The sequence below is a fragment of the Streptomyces sp. NPDC020490 genome, assembly GCF_044335305.1.
GTDB lineage: Bacteria > Actinomycetota > Actinomycetes > Streptomycetales > Streptomycetaceae > Streptomyces.
This window is the reverse complement of sequence record NZ_JBIRUY010000001.1, coordinates 405,144-420,907: the sequence shown is the minus strand read 5'-3', so window position 1 is coordinate 420,907 and position 15,764 is coordinate 405,144. Positions and strand designations below refer to the sequence as shown.

General features: G+C 74.3%; 15 protein-coding genes and 1 pseudogene. 6 read left to right on the top strand and 10 right to left on the bottom strand.

From position 1 onward, the window contains the following. Nucleotides 1-94: 94 nt before the first annotated feature. Nucleotides 95-2,476 (bottom strand): phosphoketolase, encoded by a 2,382-nt coding sequence (locus ACH4ZX_RS01895; RefSeq protein WP_398265901.1) that lies wholly within the window; start codon nucleotides 2,474-2,476, stop codon nucleotides 95-97. 53 nt (nucleotides 2,477-2,529) lie between these two features. On the opposite strand from ACH4ZX_RS01895, the gene ppk2 reads away from it, so the two are divergent. Beyond that, nucleotides 2,530-3,333 carry a polyphosphate kinase 2 gene (ppk2, locus tag ACH4ZX_RS01890; protein ID WP_360753976.1) on the top strand — a complete coding sequence of 268 codons (804 nt, stop codon included), beginning with the start codon at nucleotides 2,530-2,532 and terminating at the stop codon, nucleotides 3,331-3,333. A gap of 38 nt (nucleotides 3,334-3,371) precedes the next feature. Here ppk2 and ACH4ZX_RS01885 read toward each other — a convergent pair whose 3' ends face one another. Together ACH4ZX_RS01885 and ACH4ZX_RS01880 are read right to left on the bottom strand one after the other, a co-directional pair. Next, entirely contained in the window at nucleotides 3,372-4,244 is an 873-nt protein-coding gene (locus ACH4ZX_RS01885; protein WP_398265898.1) for a universal stress protein, read from the bottom strand. Nucleotides 4,245-4,344: 100 nt separating this feature from the next. Then, nucleotides 4,345-5,250: a universal stress protein gene (locus ACH4ZX_RS01880; protein ID WP_398265895.1), complete on the bottom strand. Its 906-nt coding sequence runs from the start codon at nucleotides 5,248-5,250 to the stop codon at nucleotides 4,345-4,347. Nucleotides 5,251-5,531: 281 nt separating this feature from the next. Here ACH4ZX_RS01880 and ACH4ZX_RS01875 point away from each other — a divergent pair, with 281 nt between their 5' ends. The 3 genes from ACH4ZX_RS01875 (at nucleotide 5,532) to ACH4ZX_RS01865 (ending at nucleotide 8,518) form a co-directional block, all read left to right on the top strand. Continuing rightward, the gene (locus tag ACH4ZX_RS01875) at nucleotides 5,532-7,241 is read left to right on the top strand and encodes a SulP family inorganic anion transporter (RefSeq protein ID WP_398265892.1); all 1,710 of its coding nucleotides are present in this window, start codon (nucleotides 5,532-5,534) and stop codon (nucleotides 7,239-7,241) included. Nucleotides 7,242-7,349: 108 nt separating this feature from the next. Further along, complete coding sequence (locus tag ACH4ZX_RS01870; RefSeq protein WP_324787722.1) at nucleotides 7,350-7,814, top strand: cyclic nucleotide-binding domain-containing protein; 465 nt, start codon at nucleotides 7,350-7,352, stop codon at nucleotides 7,812-7,814. A gap of 44 nt (nucleotides 7,815-7,858) precedes the next feature. Beyond that, nucleotides 7,859-8,518, top strand: coding sequence for a CBS domain-containing protein (locus ACH4ZX_RS01865; RefSeq protein WP_398266667.1), 660 nt, complete (start codon nucleotides 7,859-7,861; stop codon nucleotides 8,516-8,518). 436 nt (nucleotides 8,519-8,954) lie between these two features. Here ACH4ZX_RS01865 and ACH4ZX_RS01860 read toward each other — a convergent pair whose 3' ends face one another. Next, complete coding sequence (locus ACH4ZX_RS01860) at nucleotides 8,955-9,542, bottom strand: hypothetical protein (protein ID WP_398265889.1); 588 nt, start codon at nucleotides 9,540-9,542, stop codon at nucleotides 8,955-8,957. Nucleotides 9,543-9,778: 236 nt separating this feature from the next. On the opposite strand from ACH4ZX_RS01860, the gene ACH4ZX_RS01855 reads away from it, so the two are divergent. Both ACH4ZX_RS01855 and ACH4ZX_RS01850 read left to right on the top strand, forming a co-directional pair. Beyond that, nucleotides 9,779-10,480, top strand: coding sequence for a response regulator transcription factor (locus ACH4ZX_RS01855; RefSeq protein WP_324787725.1), 702 nt, complete (start codon nucleotides 9,779-9,781; stop codon nucleotides 10,478-10,480). Nucleotides 10,481-10,610: 130 nt separating this feature from the next. After that, nucleotides 10,611-11,606, top strand: coding sequence for an Acg family FMN-binding oxidoreductase (locus ACH4ZX_RS01850; RefSeq protein WP_398265885.1), 996 nt, complete (start codon nucleotides 10,611-10,613; stop codon nucleotides 11,604-11,606). 6 nt (nucleotides 11,607-11,612) lie between these two features. Here the strand turns inward: ACH4ZX_RS01850 and ACH4ZX_RS01845 are convergent, their stop codons facing one another. The 6 genes and pseudogenes from ACH4ZX_RS01845 to ACH4ZX_RS01820 all read right to left on the bottom strand — a co-directional run bounded on the left by ACH4ZX_RS01845 (nucleotide 11,613) and on the right by ACH4ZX_RS01820 (nucleotide 15,438). Further along, nucleotides 11,613-11,969, bottom strand: a complete 357-nt coding sequence (locus ACH4ZX_RS01845) for an ArsR/SmtB family transcription factor (RefSeq protein WP_398265882.1) — start codon at nucleotides 11,967-11,969, stop codon at nucleotides 11,613-11,615. Nucleotides 11,970-12,207: 238 nt separating this feature from the next. Further along, a complete protein-coding gene (locus ACH4ZX_RS01840) occupies nucleotides 12,208-13,044 on the bottom strand; it encodes an undecaprenyl-diphosphate phosphatase (RefSeq protein ID WP_360748895.1) in 837 nt (278 codons plus the stop codon). A gap of 71 nt (nucleotides 13,045-13,115) precedes the next feature. Further along, nucleotides 13,116-13,490, bottom strand: a complete 375-nt coding sequence (gene crcB / locus ACH4ZX_RS01835) for a fluoride efflux transporter CrcB (protein WP_398265879.1) — start codon at nucleotides 13,488-13,490, stop codon at nucleotides 13,116-13,118. Further along, the gene (locus tag ACH4ZX_RS01830) at nucleotides 13,487-13,867 is read right to left on the bottom strand and encodes a DUF190 domain-containing protein (protein WP_398265876.1); all 381 of its coding nucleotides are present in this window, start codon (nucleotides 13,865-13,867) and stop codon (nucleotides 13,487-13,489) included. Before ACH4ZX_RS01830 ends, crcB (ACH4ZX_RS01835) begins: the two co-directional genes overlap by 4 nt. Next, on the bottom strand, nucleotides 13,864-14,325 hold the full coding sequence (gene crcB / locus ACH4ZX_RS01825) for a fluoride efflux transporter CrcB (RefSeq protein ID WP_398265873.1): 462 nt from the start codon (nucleotides 14,323-14,325) through the stop codon (nucleotides 13,864-13,866). Before crcB (ACH4ZX_RS01825) ends, ACH4ZX_RS01830 begins: the two co-directional genes overlap by 4 nt. Before the next feature lie 148 nt (nucleotides 14,326-14,473). Beyond that, a pseudogene (locus tag ACH4ZX_RS01820) lies at nucleotides 14,474-15,438 on the bottom strand (SMP-30/gluconolactonase/LRE family protein). Between the last annotated feature and the right edge of the window lie 326 nt (nucleotides 15,439-15,764).

The window sequence follows — 15,764 nt, the reverse complement described above, 5'->3', positions numbered from 1 at the left end:
TTGACACTCCGAGGGTCCAGCGGAACGGTCCCCGCTCCCATGGGCTGTCGGGGCACGGATCGGGGGCCGGTCGGCCCCCGATCGGGACCTGATCTCAGGCGTCGAAGGTCCACTCCGCGACCTCGGGCAGGTCGGTGCCGTGCTCGCGGATCCATGCGTGGTGGCGGGTGCGGACGTCGGCCATCCGCTGGCGTACGGCGGCGGCGCGGACGGCGAGGCCGGGCACCCGGTCGATGACGTCCATGACCAGCCGGTAGCGGTCGAGGTCGTTGCGGACCACCATGTCGAACGGGGTGGTCGTGGTGCCGGCCTCCTTGTAGCCGCGCACGTGCAGGTTGCGGTGCCCGGTGCGCCGGTAGGCGAGCCGGTGGATCAGCCACGGGTAGCCGTGGTAGGCGAAGATCACCGGCTTGTCCGTGGTGAACAGGCCGTCGTACTCGAAGTCGCTCATGCCGTGCGGGTGCTCCTCGCGGGGCATCAGGCGGGCCATGTCGACGACGTTGACCACGCGGACGGCGAGGCCGGGCAGGTGCCGGCGCAGCAGCTGCGCGGCGGCCAGCACCTCCTGGGTGGGCACGTCGCCGGCGCAGGCGAGGACGACGTCCGGCTCGCCGCCGTTCTCCGTGCCCGCCCACTCCCAGATGCCGGCGCCGCGGGCGCAGTGGACGCGGGCGGCGTCGATGGACAGCCAGTCGAAGCAGGGCTGCTTGCCGGCCACGATCACGTTCACGTGGTCGCGGCTGTGCAGCGCGTGGTCGGCCACCGACAGCAGGGTGTTGGCGTCCGGCGGGAGGTAGACGCGCACGACCTCGGGGCTCTTGTTGAGGACGTGGTCGACGAAGCCGGGGTCCTGGTGGGAGAAGCCGTTGTGGTCCTGGCGCCACACGTGCGAGGTGAGCAGGTAGTTGAGGGAGGCGATGGGGGCGCGCCAGGGCAGCCCCCGGGAGGTGCGCAGCCATTTGATGTGCTGGTTGACCATCGAGTCGACGATGTGCACGAACGCCTCGTAGCAGGAGAACAGGCCGTGCCGGCCGGTGAGGAGGTAGCCCTCCAGCCAGCCCTGGCAGGTGTGTTCGGACAGGATCTCCAGGACCCGCCCGTGCCGGTCGAGGTGCTCGTCGACGGGGAGGGTGCGCGCCTGCCAGGCCTTGCCGCTGGCGCCGAAGACGGCCTGCAGCCGGTTGGAGGCGGTCTCGTCGGGGCCGACGAGCCGGAAGTCGCGGCGGGCCGCGGTCTGTTTCATGACCTCTTCGAGGAGGCCGCCGAGGACGCGGGTCGGTTCGTGCAGGGTGGTGCCCGGCTTGTCGACCTCCACCGCGTGGCGCTCCAGGGGTACGGCGGGCAGCTCGCGCAGCAGCAGACCGCCGTTGGCGTGCGGGGTGGCGCCCAGGCGCCGGTCGCCGCCGGGGACGCAGGCGAGGACGTCGGCGGCCGGCCGGCCGTCGGCGTCGAAGAGTTCCGCCGGGCGGTAGGAGCGCAGCCAGCTCTCCAGCTGCCGCAGGTGCCCCGGGTTCTCCCGGACGCCGGACAGCGGCACCTGGTGGGCCCGCCAGGTGCCCTCCACCGGCAGGCCGTCGACCTCGGCGGGGCCGGTCCAGCCCTTCGGCGTGCGCAGGACGATCACGGGCCAGCGGGGCCGTTCGGTGACGCCCTCCTCGCGGGCCGTGCGCTGCAGCAGGGCGATGCGGTCGAGCGCCTCGTCGAGGGCGCCGGCCATCGCCCGGTGGACGGCGGCCGGGTCGTCGCCGGTGACGTGGAGGGGGGCGTGGCCGTAGCCGCGCAGCAGGTCGTCGAGTTCCGGCTCGGGCAGGCGGGCCAGCACGGCCGGGTTGGCGATCTTGTAGCCGTTGAGGTGCAGGATCGGCAGGACGGCGCCGTCGCGCACCGGGTCGAGGAACTTGTTCGAGTGCCAGGAGGCGGCCAGCGGCCCGGTCTCCGCCTCGCCGTCGCCGATCACGCAGGCGACCACCAGGCCGGGGTTGTCGAAGGCCGCGCCGTAGGCGTGGGAGAGCGAGTAGCCGAGCTCGCCGCCCTCGTGGATCGAGCCGGGTGTCTCCGGCGCCACGTGGCTGGGGACGCCGCCGGGGAAGGAGAACTGCCGGAACAGCCGCTCCATGCCCGCCTCGTCGCGGGTGACGTCCGGGTAGGTGTCGCTGTAGGTGCCCTCCAGCCAGGAGTTGGCGACCACGGAGGGGCCGCCGTGGCCGGGGCCCCAGATGCACAGGGCGTCCAGGCCGCGTGCCTTGATGACCCGGTTGAGGTGGGTGTACACGAGGTTCAGCCCGGGCGAGGTGCCCCAGTGCCCGAGCAGCCGCGGCTTGATGTGCTCCGGCTTCAGCGGCTCGCGCAGCAGCGGGTTGGCGAGCAGGTAGATCTGCCCGGCGGCCAGGTAGTTGGCGGCCCGCCAGTGGGCGTCCAGGGTGCGTACTTCGTCGTCGGTCAGTACGGTGGCGTCCTGGTGTTCGACCTTGGGCATCAGTGGCTCCATGTGTCAGCGGCACGGGTCATCGAGCGGTGGAGGCGGCGGCAATGGCCGGCAAGGACGCGGCGGCGCTGCCGCGCAAGACCTACGAGAAGGAACTGCTCCGGCTGCAGGCGGAGTTGGTGAGGCTGCAGGAGTGGGTGCGGGCCGAGGGCGCTCGTCTGGTGGTCGTCTTCGAGGGCCGGGACGCGGCGGGCAAGGGCGGCACCATCAAGCGTGTCGCGGAACATCTCAATCCGCGAGTCGCCCGCATCGCGGCGCTGCCGAAGCCGACCGAGCGGGAGCGCACCCAGTGGTACTTCCAGCGGTACGTCGAGCATCTGCCGGCCGCCGGGGAGATCGTGCTGTTCGACCGGTCCTGGTACAACCGGGCCGGGGTCGAGCACGTGATGGGTTTCTGCACCAGGGAGGAGTACCAGCTCTTCCTCAGGCAGTGCCCCATCTTCGAGCGGATGCTGGTGGAGGACGGGATCCTGCTGCGCAAGTACTGGTTCTCGGTGAGCGACGCGGTGCAGCAGGAGCGGTTCCGGCGCCGTCTGGACGACCCGCTGCGGCGCTGGAAGCTGTCGCCGATGGACCTGGAGTCGATCACGCGCTGGGAGGCCTACTCGCGGGCCAAGGACGAGATGCTGGTGCACACCGACATCAGCGAGGCCCCATGGTACGTCGTGGAGAGCGACGACAAGCGCCGGGCCCGGCTGAACATGATCGCCCACCTGCTGAGCACGGTGCCCTACCGTGACGTGCCGCCGCCGGTGCTGGAGCTGCCGCCGCGGCCGCCGTCGACCGGGTACGAGCGCCCGCCGCGCGATCTGCAGACCTACGTCCCGGATCACGCGGCGAGCCTGTAAGCCACTCACGGGCCCCGTCACGGGCCCCGTCCTGGGCCTCACACCCGGTGCGGTACCACGGCCACCGGGCAGGCGGAGTGGTGCAGCACGGCGTGCGTGACCCGGCCGAGCTGCAGTCCGACGTGTCCGGGGCGCCGCTTGGCCCCGACGACCAGCAGGTCGGCGCCCTGCGAGGCGGCCACCAGCACCCGGCGGGCGTGGCCCTCCACGGTGCGCCGGCGCACCTCCAGGTCCGGCGGGGCGTCACGCAGGGCCGCCTCCAGCGCCTCGGCGGCGCGTTCCTCGTGCGCCCGGGCGGGTTCGCCGGCCAGCAGTGGATGGTCGGTGGTCTCGTGCGCGGGGCACCGCCAGGCCCGTACGGCTTCCAGCGGGACCCCGCGGCGCCGGGCCTCGTCGTAGGCGAAGCGCACGGCGGGGGCGTCGGCGCCGTCCTCGCCGACGGCGACCAGGACGCGCCCGTGGGTGCCCGGCTCGGCCCGCTTGTCCTGGCTGCCGCGCAGCACGATCACCGGGCAGTCGGCGTGGGCGGCGACGGTGAGGCTGACGGAGCCGAGCAGGTACTCGGCGACGCCGCTGCGGCCGCGGGTGCCCACCACCACGGCGGAGGCGTTGCGGCCCTCGCGCACCAGGGCGTACTCGGGCTCCTCGGCCAGCACCTCGCCGGACACCTTCAGCTCCGGGTGGCGGCGGCGCGCCCGGTCCACGGCGCCCTCGACGATGTCCTCGGCCAGGACCTCGTCCGACGGCTTGCGGATCTCCTGGGCGAGCGCGGCGCCTTCGTAGCGCTCCCAGAGAGAGGCGTACACGACCCTGAGCGGCACGCCGTGCAGCGCGGCCTCGTCGGCCGCCCAGTCCACGGCGCGCAGACTCGGCTCGGAGCCGTCCGTGCCCACCACGAGGGGCAGTTCCATCGTCCTCACCGTCCTGATTCCAGATCGAACACGATGCGGGCCCTGACCCGGCCGCGCGGTACGTCGTCGCCGGCGTTCATGTCGCTCGCTCCTCGGGTGGTCAGTCGTGCGGGACGACGGCGACGGGGGCGGTGGAGTGGTGCAGCACCGCGTGCGCGACGGGGCCGATGAACGGCCCGAGCGGGGTGCGGCGGGCGCGGCGGCCCACGACCAGCAGCGCGGCCCCGTCGGCGGCGTCGACCAGGAAGCCGGCGGCGCTGCCGGCCCGGGACTCCTCGACGACCTCGACGTCGGGGTACTTCCGCCGCCAGGGGCGCACGGCCTCGGCGAGGGCCGCGGCCTGCTGGCGGGCGACCTCGTCGTGGAACTGCGGGTCGACGGTCAGGCCGTAGGTGTAGTACGGCGGCAGGTTCCACCCGTAGACGATCCGCAGGACGGCCGAGCGGCGGGCGGCGGCCTCGAAGGCGAACTCCAGGAGGGTGTCGTCGGGTCCGGCCGGGTCGAGGCCGAGCACCACGGGACGGTAGGGGGTGGCGGCCGACGGGATGCCCACCGGGTCCGGCTGGTGCTCGTCGGCGGCCTGCTCCCCGGCCCTGACCAGCACCACGGGCGTGGTGGTGTGCGCCACGACGGCCAGTCCGACGGAGCCGACCAGGAAACCGCCGATGCCGCTCAGGCCGCGGGAGCCGAGGACGAGCAGGTCGGCGTCCTTCGCCGCCTCGAGCAGCACGTCGGCGGGCCGGCCGTCGGCCTGCTCGACGGTCACCTCGACGCCGGGGTGGCGCAGCCGCAGGCCGGCGGCGGTGTCCGCGGGGTACTGGTCGGTCCACTGCTGCCGGGTCTCGGCGCCGAGGAAGGGTGCCTGGGCCATCGGCGCGGGGACGGGCTCCCACACGTGGACGATCCTCAGCGGCAGGCCGCGCAGTTTCGCCTCGCGGGCGGCCCATTCCGCGGCGGCCCTGCTTTCGGGCGAGCCGTCGAGTCCTGCGACAACGGTACGGACCATTTCTGCCTCCTGATCGGGATCTGCTCCCAGCGTCGGCCAGTTCCCGGCGGGCGCTGCAGGGGCCGCATGTCCCCCGCCGGGACCGACCGGCCCAACGGCCGTGCCGGCCCGCGAACGGCGTCCACCGCGGGGCCGACGTCGCACGTCGGCGGCGGGGTCGTATGGTCTGAACGGCTCTTTCCCGGCAGTCGCCGAGTCGTGGACGCCGGCGCCGCCGAGGTGGCCGGGCGGTGGGCCGTGGCACGGCGGATGCCGGACAGGCCGGCGGAGGGAGGCCCAGGGTGCGCGGCTCGGGCGGGCATATACGTGACTGGCGCCGGCTGGCGCCCGGGATCGCCGCGTTGGGCTCGTACCGCCGGTCCTGGCTGCGCGGCGACCTGCTGGCGGGGCTCACGGTGGCGGCGTACCTCGTCCCGCAGGTGATGGCGTACTCGGGCGTGGCCGGGCTGCCGCCGGTGGCGGGGCTGTGGGCGATCCTGCCCGCGTTGGGCCTGTACGCGCTGCTGGGCTCCTCCCGGCTGCTGTCGGTGGGCCCCGAGTCGACGACGGCGCTGATGACGGCGGTCGTGGTGGGTCCGCTCGCGGGCGGCGACCCGTCCCGTTACGCCTCGCTCGCGGCGGCCCTCGCCGTCGCGGTGGGCCTGCTGTGCCTGGCGGCGCGGGTGCTGAGGCTGGGTTTCGTCGCCGACCTGCTGTCCCGGCCGGTGCTGATCGGCTATCTCGCGGGCGTCGCCCTGATCATGATCGTGGATCAGCTGCCCAAGCTGACGGGCGTGCCCACCACCGGTTCGGCCTTCTTCGCGCAGCTGTGGTCGTTCCTGCGGAACGCGGGCCAGGCGCACGGCGCGACGGTGCTGTTCTCGGCCGTCGCGCTCGCCTTCCTGTTCGCGGTGAACCGGCTGCCGCGCCCGCTGCCCGGCCCGTTGCTCGCGGTGCTGCTGGGCACCATGGCGGTGGGCGTGTTCGGTCTCGATGACCGCTTCGGCATCAAGGTGATCGGCGAGGTGCCCTCGGGGCTGCCCACGGCCGGCCTGCCCGCGCTGGACGTGCTGCCCCGGCTGGTGCTGCCCGCCCTGGGCGTCCTCATCGTCGGCTACACCGACTTCGTGCTGACCGCGCGGGCGTTCAGCGGCCGCGACGACGAGGCGCCCCCGCTCGACGCCGACCAGGAGTTCCTGGCCCTGGGCGCGGCGAACCTCGGCGCCGGCTGCCTGCACGGCTTCCCGGTGAGCAGCAGCGCCAGCCGGACCGCGCTCGCCTCCTCGGCGGGCGCGCGCAGCCAGGCGTACTCCCTGGTGGCGGGCGCGGTGGTGCTCGGCGTCCTGCTGTTCCTCAGCCCCCTGATGGCCCGCATGCCGGCCGCGGTGCTGGGCGCGCTGGTGGTGTACGCGGCCGTCCGCATGATCGACCTGGCGGGCTTCGCCCGGCTGGCCTCCTTCCGCCGCCGCGAGCTGCTGCTGGCGTTCGGCTGCCTGGCCGGGGTGCTGGCCCTGGACATCCTGTACGGGGTGCTGGTGGCCGTGGGCCTGTCGGTGGCGGAGCTGCTCAGCCGGGTGGCCCGCCCGCACGACGCCGTCGAGGGGCTGGTGCCGGGGGTGCCCGGCATGCACGACGTGGACGACTACCCGCAGGCCCGCACGATCCCCGGGCTGCTCATCTACCGCTACGACTCCCCCTTGTTCTTCGCCAACGCGCAGGACTTCCACCGCCGGGCGCTGGCCGCCGTCGACGAGCAGACCGGGCCGGTGCGCTGGTTCGTGCTGAACACCGAGGCGAACGTGGAGGTGGACATCACGGCCCTGGACGCCGTCGACGCGCTGCGCCGCGAGCTGGCCCGCCGCGGCGTCGTCTTCGCGCTGGCCCGGGTGAAACAGGATCTGCTGGACGATCTGGAGGCGTACGGGCTGGCCGACTCGGTGGGCCGGGACCTGATCTTCCCCACGCTGCCGACCGCGGTCGCCGCGTACCGCGAGTGGTGCCGCAGCCGGTAGCGCCGCGCCGGGTGGCCCGGACGCAGGGCCGGGTGGCCCATGGCCCGCCGCCGCCTTCGCCGACACGCTGGAACTGGCCAGTTCCGTACGCCGCACTGGAGGCACGCCATGAACGCTCCCGCAACGACGAGCCTGCCGCGGGCCCTGCCCGCCGAACAGCGGCAGCGGCTGATGGAGCTGGCCCGGGAGGTGTCGTACCCCCAGGGGACCCGGCTCTTCGAGGAAGGCAGCCGGGCCGACAAGTTCTGGATCGTCCGCACCGGCACGGTCGACCTCGACATGCGGGTGCCCGGCCGCCGTCCGGCCGTCATCGAGTCCATCGGGCACAACGACATCGTCGGCTGGTCCTGGTTGTTCCCGCCGCACGTCTGGCACCTCGGCGCCGAGGCGGTGACCCCGTTGCGGGCGTACGAGTTCGACGCCTCGGCCGTGCGCGAGCTGTGCCACAAGGACCCGGTGTTCGGGCTGGCCATCGCCGAATGGGTGGGCCAGGTCGTGGCGCACCGGCTGCGCACGGCCCGGACCCGGCTGCTGGACCTGTACGGCCCGTACGGCAGCGGAGGCATGCGATGACCACGGCGCCGGACCCCGTCGGGCGAGAGGCCCGCGAAGCGGACGTGTACGGAACCCCGCACACCGTGAGCGACGTGATGACCCGCGCCGTCGCCTCCGTCGACCGGACGGCGGCCTTCAAGGACATCGTGCGGGCTCTGCAGCAGCACAAGGTGAGCGCGCTGCCCGTGGTGGACGGCGTCGGCCGGGTCGTCGGCGTGGTCTCCGAGGCGGATCTGCTGCCCAAGGAGGAGTTCCGCGACAGCGACCCCGACCGGCGCACGCAGCTGCGCAGGCTGTCCGACCTCGCGAAGGCGGGCTCGGTGACGGCCGGCGAGCTGATGACCTCCCCCGCCCTCACCGTCCGGGGCGGGGCGACGCTCGCGCAGGCCGCGCGGGAGATGGCGCGGGCGCGCGTCAAGCGGCTCGCCGTCGTCGACGAGGACGGCCGCCTGGAGGGCATCGTCAGCCGGGCCGACCTGCTGAAGGTGTTCCTGCGCGAGGACGAGGACATCGCCAGGGAGGTGCGCCGGGAGGTCGTGGGCTACCTGTTCCCGGCTCCGGACTCGGAGGTGCGGGTGGAGGTCGACGAGGGCGTCGTGACGCTCGGCGGACGGGTCCGCGACACCTCCCTCGTCCCGGTCGCCGCACGCATGGTACGGGCGGTCGAGGGCGTCGTGGACGTCCGCTTCGACCTCGACGGGCGGGGGACTCCCACCTCCTGAGGGCGGGTCCGGCGGGCCGCGGGGGCCGCCGACCACGGCAGCTCCCCCCGCCGGGCCGACGCCGGCCCCACGGGGACGCCCGCCGTCCGACGGCGGGGCCGGCAGGGAAGCGGAGACGCCGTCACCCGACCGCGGGTGCAGCGGGGCCGCGGGGCCCCGGGGGCACCCGCCGCCTCACGGCGAGGTCAGCGAGGCCGCGAAGACACCCACCGCCTCACGGCAGGTCCCCGCAGCCCGACACCAGATCCACGGGGACGCCCACATGCCTGACGGCGGGGCCGGCAAGGAAGCGGAGACGCCGTCGCCCGACCGCGGGTGCAGCGGGGCCGCGGGGAGCTCTCAAGACCTGGACGGCAGGTCGCCCGCCCCGACGGCGTGGGCGCGGGGAGGCGTCGGCTGACGGCAGGGGCGCCGCGTCCGGCAGGGCGTCCGTGGGTCAGCCGGTGGTGTGTCCCCAGCGCCGGTCGGCGCGTTCCCACTCGGTGCCCCACCGGTCGGTGGCGCGCCGCTCCACGCCCAGGCGCACCAGGTACCCGCCCGCGAGCACCGTCACGCCGGTCACGAAAGCGGCGCCCGTGCCGGCCAGCACCGCGCGCGTCGCCGCCTCGGCGGCCGGGACGGGCGCGGGGACCAGGTGGCCGCGGCCGTCCGTCCACTCCCTCACCCCGGTCCCGGGCCGGGCCGCGCGCGGCACGTCCGTGGTCCCGGTGTGCGGCCGCCCCTCGCGGTCCGTCCAGCGCACGGTCGCCGGCACCCGGTCGGGGCGCACGCCGGTGAACACGTCCCGGCCGCTGCCGGGCAGGACGCCGGTCACCACCGCCGGCACCGGCAGGCGGGCGGCCCGGTCGCGCTCCGCCAGGCGCTCCAGCGCCCGGGAGCCGAGGACACCGGCCACGACCGCCGCGAACACCGCCACCGTCCAGGTGATCAGCAGGATCCACGCCTCCAGCACGTCACTGCGCCGCCGCAGGGGGTTGTGCCGCCAGCGCCACCCCACGACGGTCCCGTCTCCGGTCCTCCGCATCGGACACACCCCCTTTGCGTGCGTAACGGGACAGACACACCTATAAAGGTCTCACTCCCCGGCCCCCGAGGGGAGGGGCAGCCTGTCGCGGCGGCGACGGATTGCGCAGAATATGCAATAGGCCACGTGGGGAAACGGAGGGGCCTGGTGGCCCCGGTCCCGCCGCATACCGCATGATGATCGTCGGAACAGACGGCCCGCAGTCCGTCTCACACCCGGGGAAACAAGGGGTCGACATGACCGAGCCACGCACCTTCACGGCGCAGGATCCGATCCGCGTCTTCCTGCTGGACGACCACGAGGTCGTCCGACGCGGTCTTGCCGACCTGCTGGACGCGGAGCCCGACATCAGCGTCGTCGGCGACGCCGAGAACGTCGCGCACGCCCTCGTGCGGGCGCCCGCGGTGCGCCCGCACGTGGCCGTGCTGGACGTACGGCTGCCGGACGGCGACGGCATCTCCGTCTGCCGCGAGCTGCGCAGCCGCATGCCGGAGCTGGCGGTGCTGATGCTGACGTCGTTCGACGACGAGGACGCGCTGCTGGACGCCATCATGGCCGGCGCCTCCGGCTACGTACTGAAGCAGATCAAGGGCTCCGACCTGGTCTCGGCGGTGCGCACGGTCGCCTCCGGCCAGTCGATGCTCGACCCGGCGACGACCGCCCGCCTGATGCGCTCCCTGCGGACCGAGCCCGCCGCCGAACCGGAGCTCTCCCCCGAGCTGGCGAGCCTGTCGCCGCGGGAGCGGGAGATCCTCACGCTGATCGGGGACGGCCTGACCAACCGGGAGATCGGCAAGAAGCTCTACCTGTCGGAGAAGACCGTCAAGAACCACATCTCCCGGCTGCTGGCCAAGCTGGGCGTGCAGCGGCGGGTGCAGGCCGCGGTGATCGCCTCCCAGCTGGACCAGCCGGAGCAGAACCCCCCGCACACGCGGTGAGGCCGCGGGGGCCGTCCGGCGCCCACGGAGGACGTACGGCCCCTGTCTCCGCCCGCCCGTGAGGGGCCAGCGTGGTCAGCGTCATCGACGGACCGCCGGCCCTTCGGTTGAGGGCGGGGAGGAGACCACCATGTCCACCGCTCTTCTCGACGTGAGGACCCTGGAGGAGCTGGTCTCGGCGGCGGCGGCCGCTCCCTCGATCCACAACACCCAGCCGTGGCGGTTCCGGTTCGACCCGGACACGCTCACGCTGGAGGTCCGGGCGGCCTCCGAACGCGGCCTGCGCCACACCGACCCGTCGGGACGCGCGCTGCACGTGTCGGTCGGCTGCGCCCTGTTCAACCTGCGGCTGGCGGTGGCGCACCACGGCTGGGCCCCGGTGACCCGGCTGCTGCCCAGGCCCGACGAACCGGACCTGCTGGCCACGCTGCGGCTCGGCGGACCGGCCCGGTACGCGCCGCCCGCCGGGCTGTACGAGGCGCTGTGGCGCCGGCACAGCAGCCGCCTGCCGTACGCCGACCGGCCGCTGCCCGCCGCCGTGCTGACCGAGCTCACCGAGGCCGCCCACGCCGAGGGGGCGCTGCTGAGCCGCCCCGGCGCGGGTGGGACCGACCGTCTGCTGCGGGTGACGCTGGAGGGCGAGCGGCGCAACACCGCCGACCCCGACCGGGCCGCCGAGAGCCGCCGCTGGGTCCACGAGCCGGACGGTGCGGGGCTCGGCGTCCCGCCGGCCGCGGTGGGACCGCAGGACTACCGGGACCGGGTACCGATGCGGGACTTCGGCGCGCACCTCCACCCGGCCACGCTCGCCGCCCGCGCCTACGAGACCGACCCGGCGCTCGCCGTGCTGTCCACGGCGCACGACCGGCGCGCGGACTGGCTGCGGGCCGGCCAGGCCCTCCAGCGCGTCCTGCTGGTCGCCACCGCCCGCGGCCTGCGGGCCTCGCTGATGCACCAGGCGATGGAGTGGCCCGACCTGCGGGAGGAGTTGATACGGGAGCCGCAGGACGGCCGGATCCACGCCCAGATGGTGCTCCGCCTCGGCTACGGCCCGCAGGGCCCGGCGTCCCCCCGCCGCCCGGTGTCCCGGACCCTGGAACAGCCCACGCTCGCGGTCTCCGGCTGACCCGCGTCAGCCGGACTGCCCGCCCCGCCGCGGGGGCTGGGTGGAGCGCAGGTCGGCGAGGAGTTCCGCCTGGTCGGCCAGGACGCCGGAGAGGATGGTCCTGGCGACGCCGAGCAGTTCCGCGACCTTCGGGCTGGTCAGCGAGTAGTAGACGGTCGAGCCCTCCTTGCGGGTCCGGACCAGGTTGGCCCGGCGCAACACGGCGAGCTGCTGGGACAGGTGCGCGGGCTCGATGCCCACCTCGGGCAGCATCTCCGCCACCGCGTGCTCGCGTTCGCTGAGCAGTTCCAGGACCCGGATGCGGGCCGGATGACCGAGCGTCTTGAAGAACTCGGCCTTCAGCTGGTACAGCGGCGCGGTCACCGGGCCGGCCCCTTCCCGGTTCGGCGGCACGGCCCGGCCGGCCGGGCGCCGGCGCGTCGCATCCACTCGCTCGTCGAAGACATGGGCCCCATCCTCGCGTGCCGGAGGTGCGGGACCGAAACCGGGACCCCCTGACACGGAGCGGGGGGGGGGGGGGGGGGGGGGGGGGGGGGGGGGGGGGGGCCCCCCGGCCCCCCCCCCCCCCCCCCCACCCCGGCGTGGGTCGGCCGAGCGTGGGTCAGCTGTCGATGGTGCCGGTGGCCAGCAGGCCGAGCAGCAGCGCGCCCACCACGAGGCGGTAGAGCACGAAGGCGTTGAAGGAGTGCTTGGCGACGAACTTCAGCAGCCAGGCGATCGAGGCGTAGGCGACGACGAAGGAGACGATCGTGCCGACGGCGAGCGGGGCGGCGCCCACCCCCGTGCCCAGGGCGTCCTTGAGTTCGTACAGTCCGGCGCCGGTCAGGGCGGGGATGCCGAGGAAGAAGGACAGCCGGGTGGCGGCGACGCGGTCCAGGTCGAGGATCAGCGCCGTGGACATGGTGGCGCCGGAGCGGGAGAAGCCGGGGAAGAGCAGGGCGAGGATCTGCGAGCTGCCGACCAGCATCGCGTCCTTGAGCGAGGTGTCGTCCTCACCGCGCTTGTGCCGGCCCATCTGGTCGGCCGCCCACATCACCCCGCTGCCGACGATCAGCGAGCCGGCGACCACCCACAGGGAGGCGAGCGGACCCTCGATGAGCGGCTTGGCGGCCAGGCCGACGACCACGATCGGGATGGTCGCGTAGATCACCCACCAGGCGAACTTGTAGTCGTGGTGGTACCGCTCCTCCTTGTTGGCCAGTCCGCGGCCCCAGGCGGAGACGATCCGCACGATGTCCTTGAAGAAGTACACGAGCACGGCGGCGATCGCGCCGACCTGGATGACGGCCGAGAAACCGACGACGGCGTCGTCGTCGACGGGGATGCCCATGAGCCCCTCGGTGATCTTCAGATGCCCGGTGGAGGAGACGGGGAGGAACTCGGTCACTCCCTCGACGGCTCCGAGGACGACGGCCTGACCGACGCTGATGACGCTCATGGGATCCAGTTCTGAGGAGTTGATGACAGGTTATGCGGACAGTCTTACTACGCGCCGGTGTGGCCGGATGACTACGCCCAGAGCGCCTGGGCCGCCCAGACCCCGGCGAATGCCGCACCGAGGCCCGCGGCGACACTCCCGACGACGTTGGCGGCAGCGTAGAGCCCCGCCCCGGTCTCGGTCAGCCTCAGGGTCTCGTAGGAGAAGGTCGAGTAGGTCGTCAGGGCCCCGCACAGACCGGTGCCGATCAGCGGCTGCAGGTGGGAACCGGCTGCTCCGGAGGCAACCGCGCCGGTCAGCAGGCCCAGCACCAGGCAGCCCGTGACGTTCACCACGAAGGTGCCCCAGGGGAAGACCGAGTCGTGCCGGGACTGCACCGCCCGGTCCGTGAGGTAGCGCAGCGGCGCGCCGACCATCGCGCCCACCACGACCAGCAGCCAGTTCACAACGACTTCTTACCCTCCGGGCCGGCCGCGGACGGGCCGGGGTCACGGCCGACGTACCGGATGACCTCGCAGTCGTCGAGGATGACGAGCCCCTCCTCGACGAGCTCGTCGAGCTGCGGGAGGAAGGCGCGGACGCGCTGCTCGGTGTCCACGATCACGACCGCGACCGGCAGGTCCTCGCTCAGGGACAGCAGCCGCGAGGTGTGGATCAGCGAGGAGGCGCCGAAGCCCTCGATGCCGCGGAAGACGCTGGCGCCGGCGAGGCCGGCCGCGTGGGCGCGGTGCACGATCTCCGCGTACAGGGGCTTGTGGTGCCAGGTGTCGTTCTCGCCGATGAAGACGGTCACGCGCAGGGCGCGGCCGGTCAGCCGTGTCATGGCTGCCTCCACTTCAGGACCCGGCGGGCCGCGGTCACCGCGAGCCACACCGCCGCGAGCGCCGCGAGCACGGTCGCCGCGAGGTAGGCCAGCCCGGTGCGGGGGTGGCCGCCGTCGATGAGCTTCTGGATGTCGACGGCGTACGTCGAGAAGGTGGTGAAGCCGCCGAGGACGCCGGTGCCGAAGAAGGGGCGCACCAGGCGGTGGGCGGCCCACACGTCGGTGATGACGACCATGAACACGCCGATCACGGCGCAGCCGACGACGTTGGTCCAGAACGTCGCCCAGGGGAAGCCGCCCGGCGGGGCGGGCCACCAGCGGGCCGCCGCGTACCGGGCCGTGGCGCCGGCGGCGCCGCCCAGCGCGACCACCGCGACGACGGGCGCCTGCTCGCGCCAGGCGGACCTTCGCGGGGGGCGGGGCAGAACGCGCAGGTCCTCGGTGTCCGGGGCTGTCATGGTCGTACGTCTCCCACTCGCCGGGGCCCCCGTCCGCGGGCGCCGCCCGCGGCACCCCGGCCGCGACGCGGGTGCGGCGGGCCCCACCGCCGGGCCGCGAGGGGTGATCGCGGCCGGGCACCAGGGTAGCGCCCGGGCCGGAGCCGGGTCACTTCGCGGCCGGCGGCTCGCACAGCGCGATCCCGCGCTCCCACGCGCTGCCCAGCACGAGGTGGCCCGCGGCCTCGCAGACGCTGGTGACCATGCGGAAGCCGGAGCGGTGACGGGCGAGGTGGTGGACGGTCGCGCCGCGGTCGTCGACCGCGACGACGCCGACCGTGCCGCTCGGGCGGAAGGGGGCGCGGACGGCGACGCGGGCGGCGGCCCGGCGCACGGCGGGCGCGGCCCGGTGCAGGGCGTCCAGGGGCGGCACGCGGGGGCCGACGAGGGAGAGACCCAGATCGGGCCCTCGGGACCGGCGCGCCAGATGTTGTCCGGCATGCCGGGCAGGTTCTCGACGAAGGGCTCGCCGGTGCCCGCCTTCGGGCCGTCGAGCCAGTAGCGGGTGAGCCGGCAGGCCCCGGTCTCGGCGACGACCAGGAAGGACTCGCCGGCGCCGACCGCGAGCCCGTTGGCGAACCGAAGCCCGTCCAGGAGCACCTCGGGGGTCTCGCTGCCGGGGGCGAGGCGCAGCAGGAGGCCGGTCGCGGTGTTCTCGACCAGGTCGCCGATCCACTGACGCAGGGGGTAGCGGCGGCTGGAGACGGTGAAGTACACGCTGCCGTCGGACAGGGCGACCACGTTGCTGCAGAACCGCAGCCGCTCCCCCGCCACCGAGTCGGCCAGGATGCGTACGACGCCGTCGTCGAGGCCGACGCGCAGCAGTCCGAGTTCGGCGTCGCACACCAGCAGGGCGTCGTCGGGGAGGAGTTCGAGGCCGAGCGGGCGGCCGCCGGTCTCCGCGATCACCTCGACGCGGGCGGCCGACGGCTCGGCCAGACCGTCGACGCGCAGGATGCGGCCGTCCTCGATGCCGGTCAGCACCCGGCCGCGGGCGTCGGCGACGACGTCCTCCGGGCCGTGTCCGCCGATCGCGACGTACCGGCGCGGAACGAGCGCGGTGGGACGGTCCATGAAGGCTCCCCCTCGTTGTCGGGACGGTCCATCCTGGCAGGTGCGCGCGCCTCGTGCCGCGCACCGCGGCGCGCGCCCGGGTACCCTCGCCGTGCCACGTCACCCGGCCCGGTTCACGGGTCGGTGCCGCGTCATCCGGCCCGGTTCGGGGTCCGCGCCGCGTCGCCCTGCCCGGTTTACGGGTCCGTGCCGTCGGCCACTCGGTCCGGTGTGCGAGCAAGTCGGAGAAGGGGTGGTCCCATGTCGCGTCCGCCCGGGCGGCGTACCGGCGGCCGCCCCGGCCGAGGAGCCTGCTGCCCGTGGTGGCCGCGTTGAACGGCCGGCGC

Excerpts from the sequence above, each read along its gene's own strand:
- ACH4ZX_RS01895 (WP_398265901.1), bottom strand. The coding sequence starts at position 2,476 with ATGCCCAAGGTCGAACACCAGGACGCCACCGTACTGACCGACGACGAA.
- ppk2 (WP_360753976.1), top strand. The coding sequence starts at position 2,530 with ATGGCCGGCAAGGACGCGGCGGCGCTGCCGCGCAAGACCTACGAGAAG.
- ACH4ZX_RS01885 (WP_398265898.1), bottom strand. The coding sequence starts at position 4,244 with ATGGAACTGCCCCTCGTGGTGGGCACGGACGGCTCCGAGCCGAGTCTG.
- ACH4ZX_RS01880 (WP_398265895.1), bottom strand. The coding sequence starts at position 5,250 with ATGGTCCGTACCGTTGTCGCAGGACTCGACGGCTCGCCCGAAAGCAGG.
- ACH4ZX_RS01870 (WP_324787722.1), top strand. The coding sequence starts at position 7,350 with ATGAACGCTCCCGCAACGACGAGCCTGCCGCGGGCCCTGCCCGCCGAA.
- ACH4ZX_RS01860 (WP_398265889.1), bottom strand. The coding sequence starts at position 9,542 with ATGCGGAGGACCGGAGACGGGACCGTCGTGGGGTGGCGCTGGCGGCAC.
- ACH4ZX_RS01855 (WP_324787725.1), top strand. The coding sequence starts at position 9,779 with ATGACCGAGCCACGCACCTTCACGGCGCAGGATCCGATCCGCGTCTTC.
- ACH4ZX_RS01850 (WP_398265885.1), top strand. The coding sequence starts at position 10,611 with ATGTCCACCGCTCTTCTCGACGTGAGGACCCTGGAGGAGCTGGTCTCG.
- ACH4ZX_RS01840 (WP_360748895.1), bottom strand. The coding sequence starts at position 13,044 with ATGAGCGTCATCAGCGTCGGTCAGGCCGTCGTCCTCGGAGCCGTCGAG.
- ACH4ZX_RS01830 (WP_398265876.1), bottom strand. The coding sequence starts at position 13,867 with ATGACACGGCTGACCGGCCGCGCCCTGCGCGTGACCGTCTTCATCGGC.
- crcB (WP_398265873.1), bottom strand. The coding sequence starts at position 14,325 with ATGACAGCCCCGGACACCGAGGACCTGCGCGTTCTGCCCCGCCCCCCG.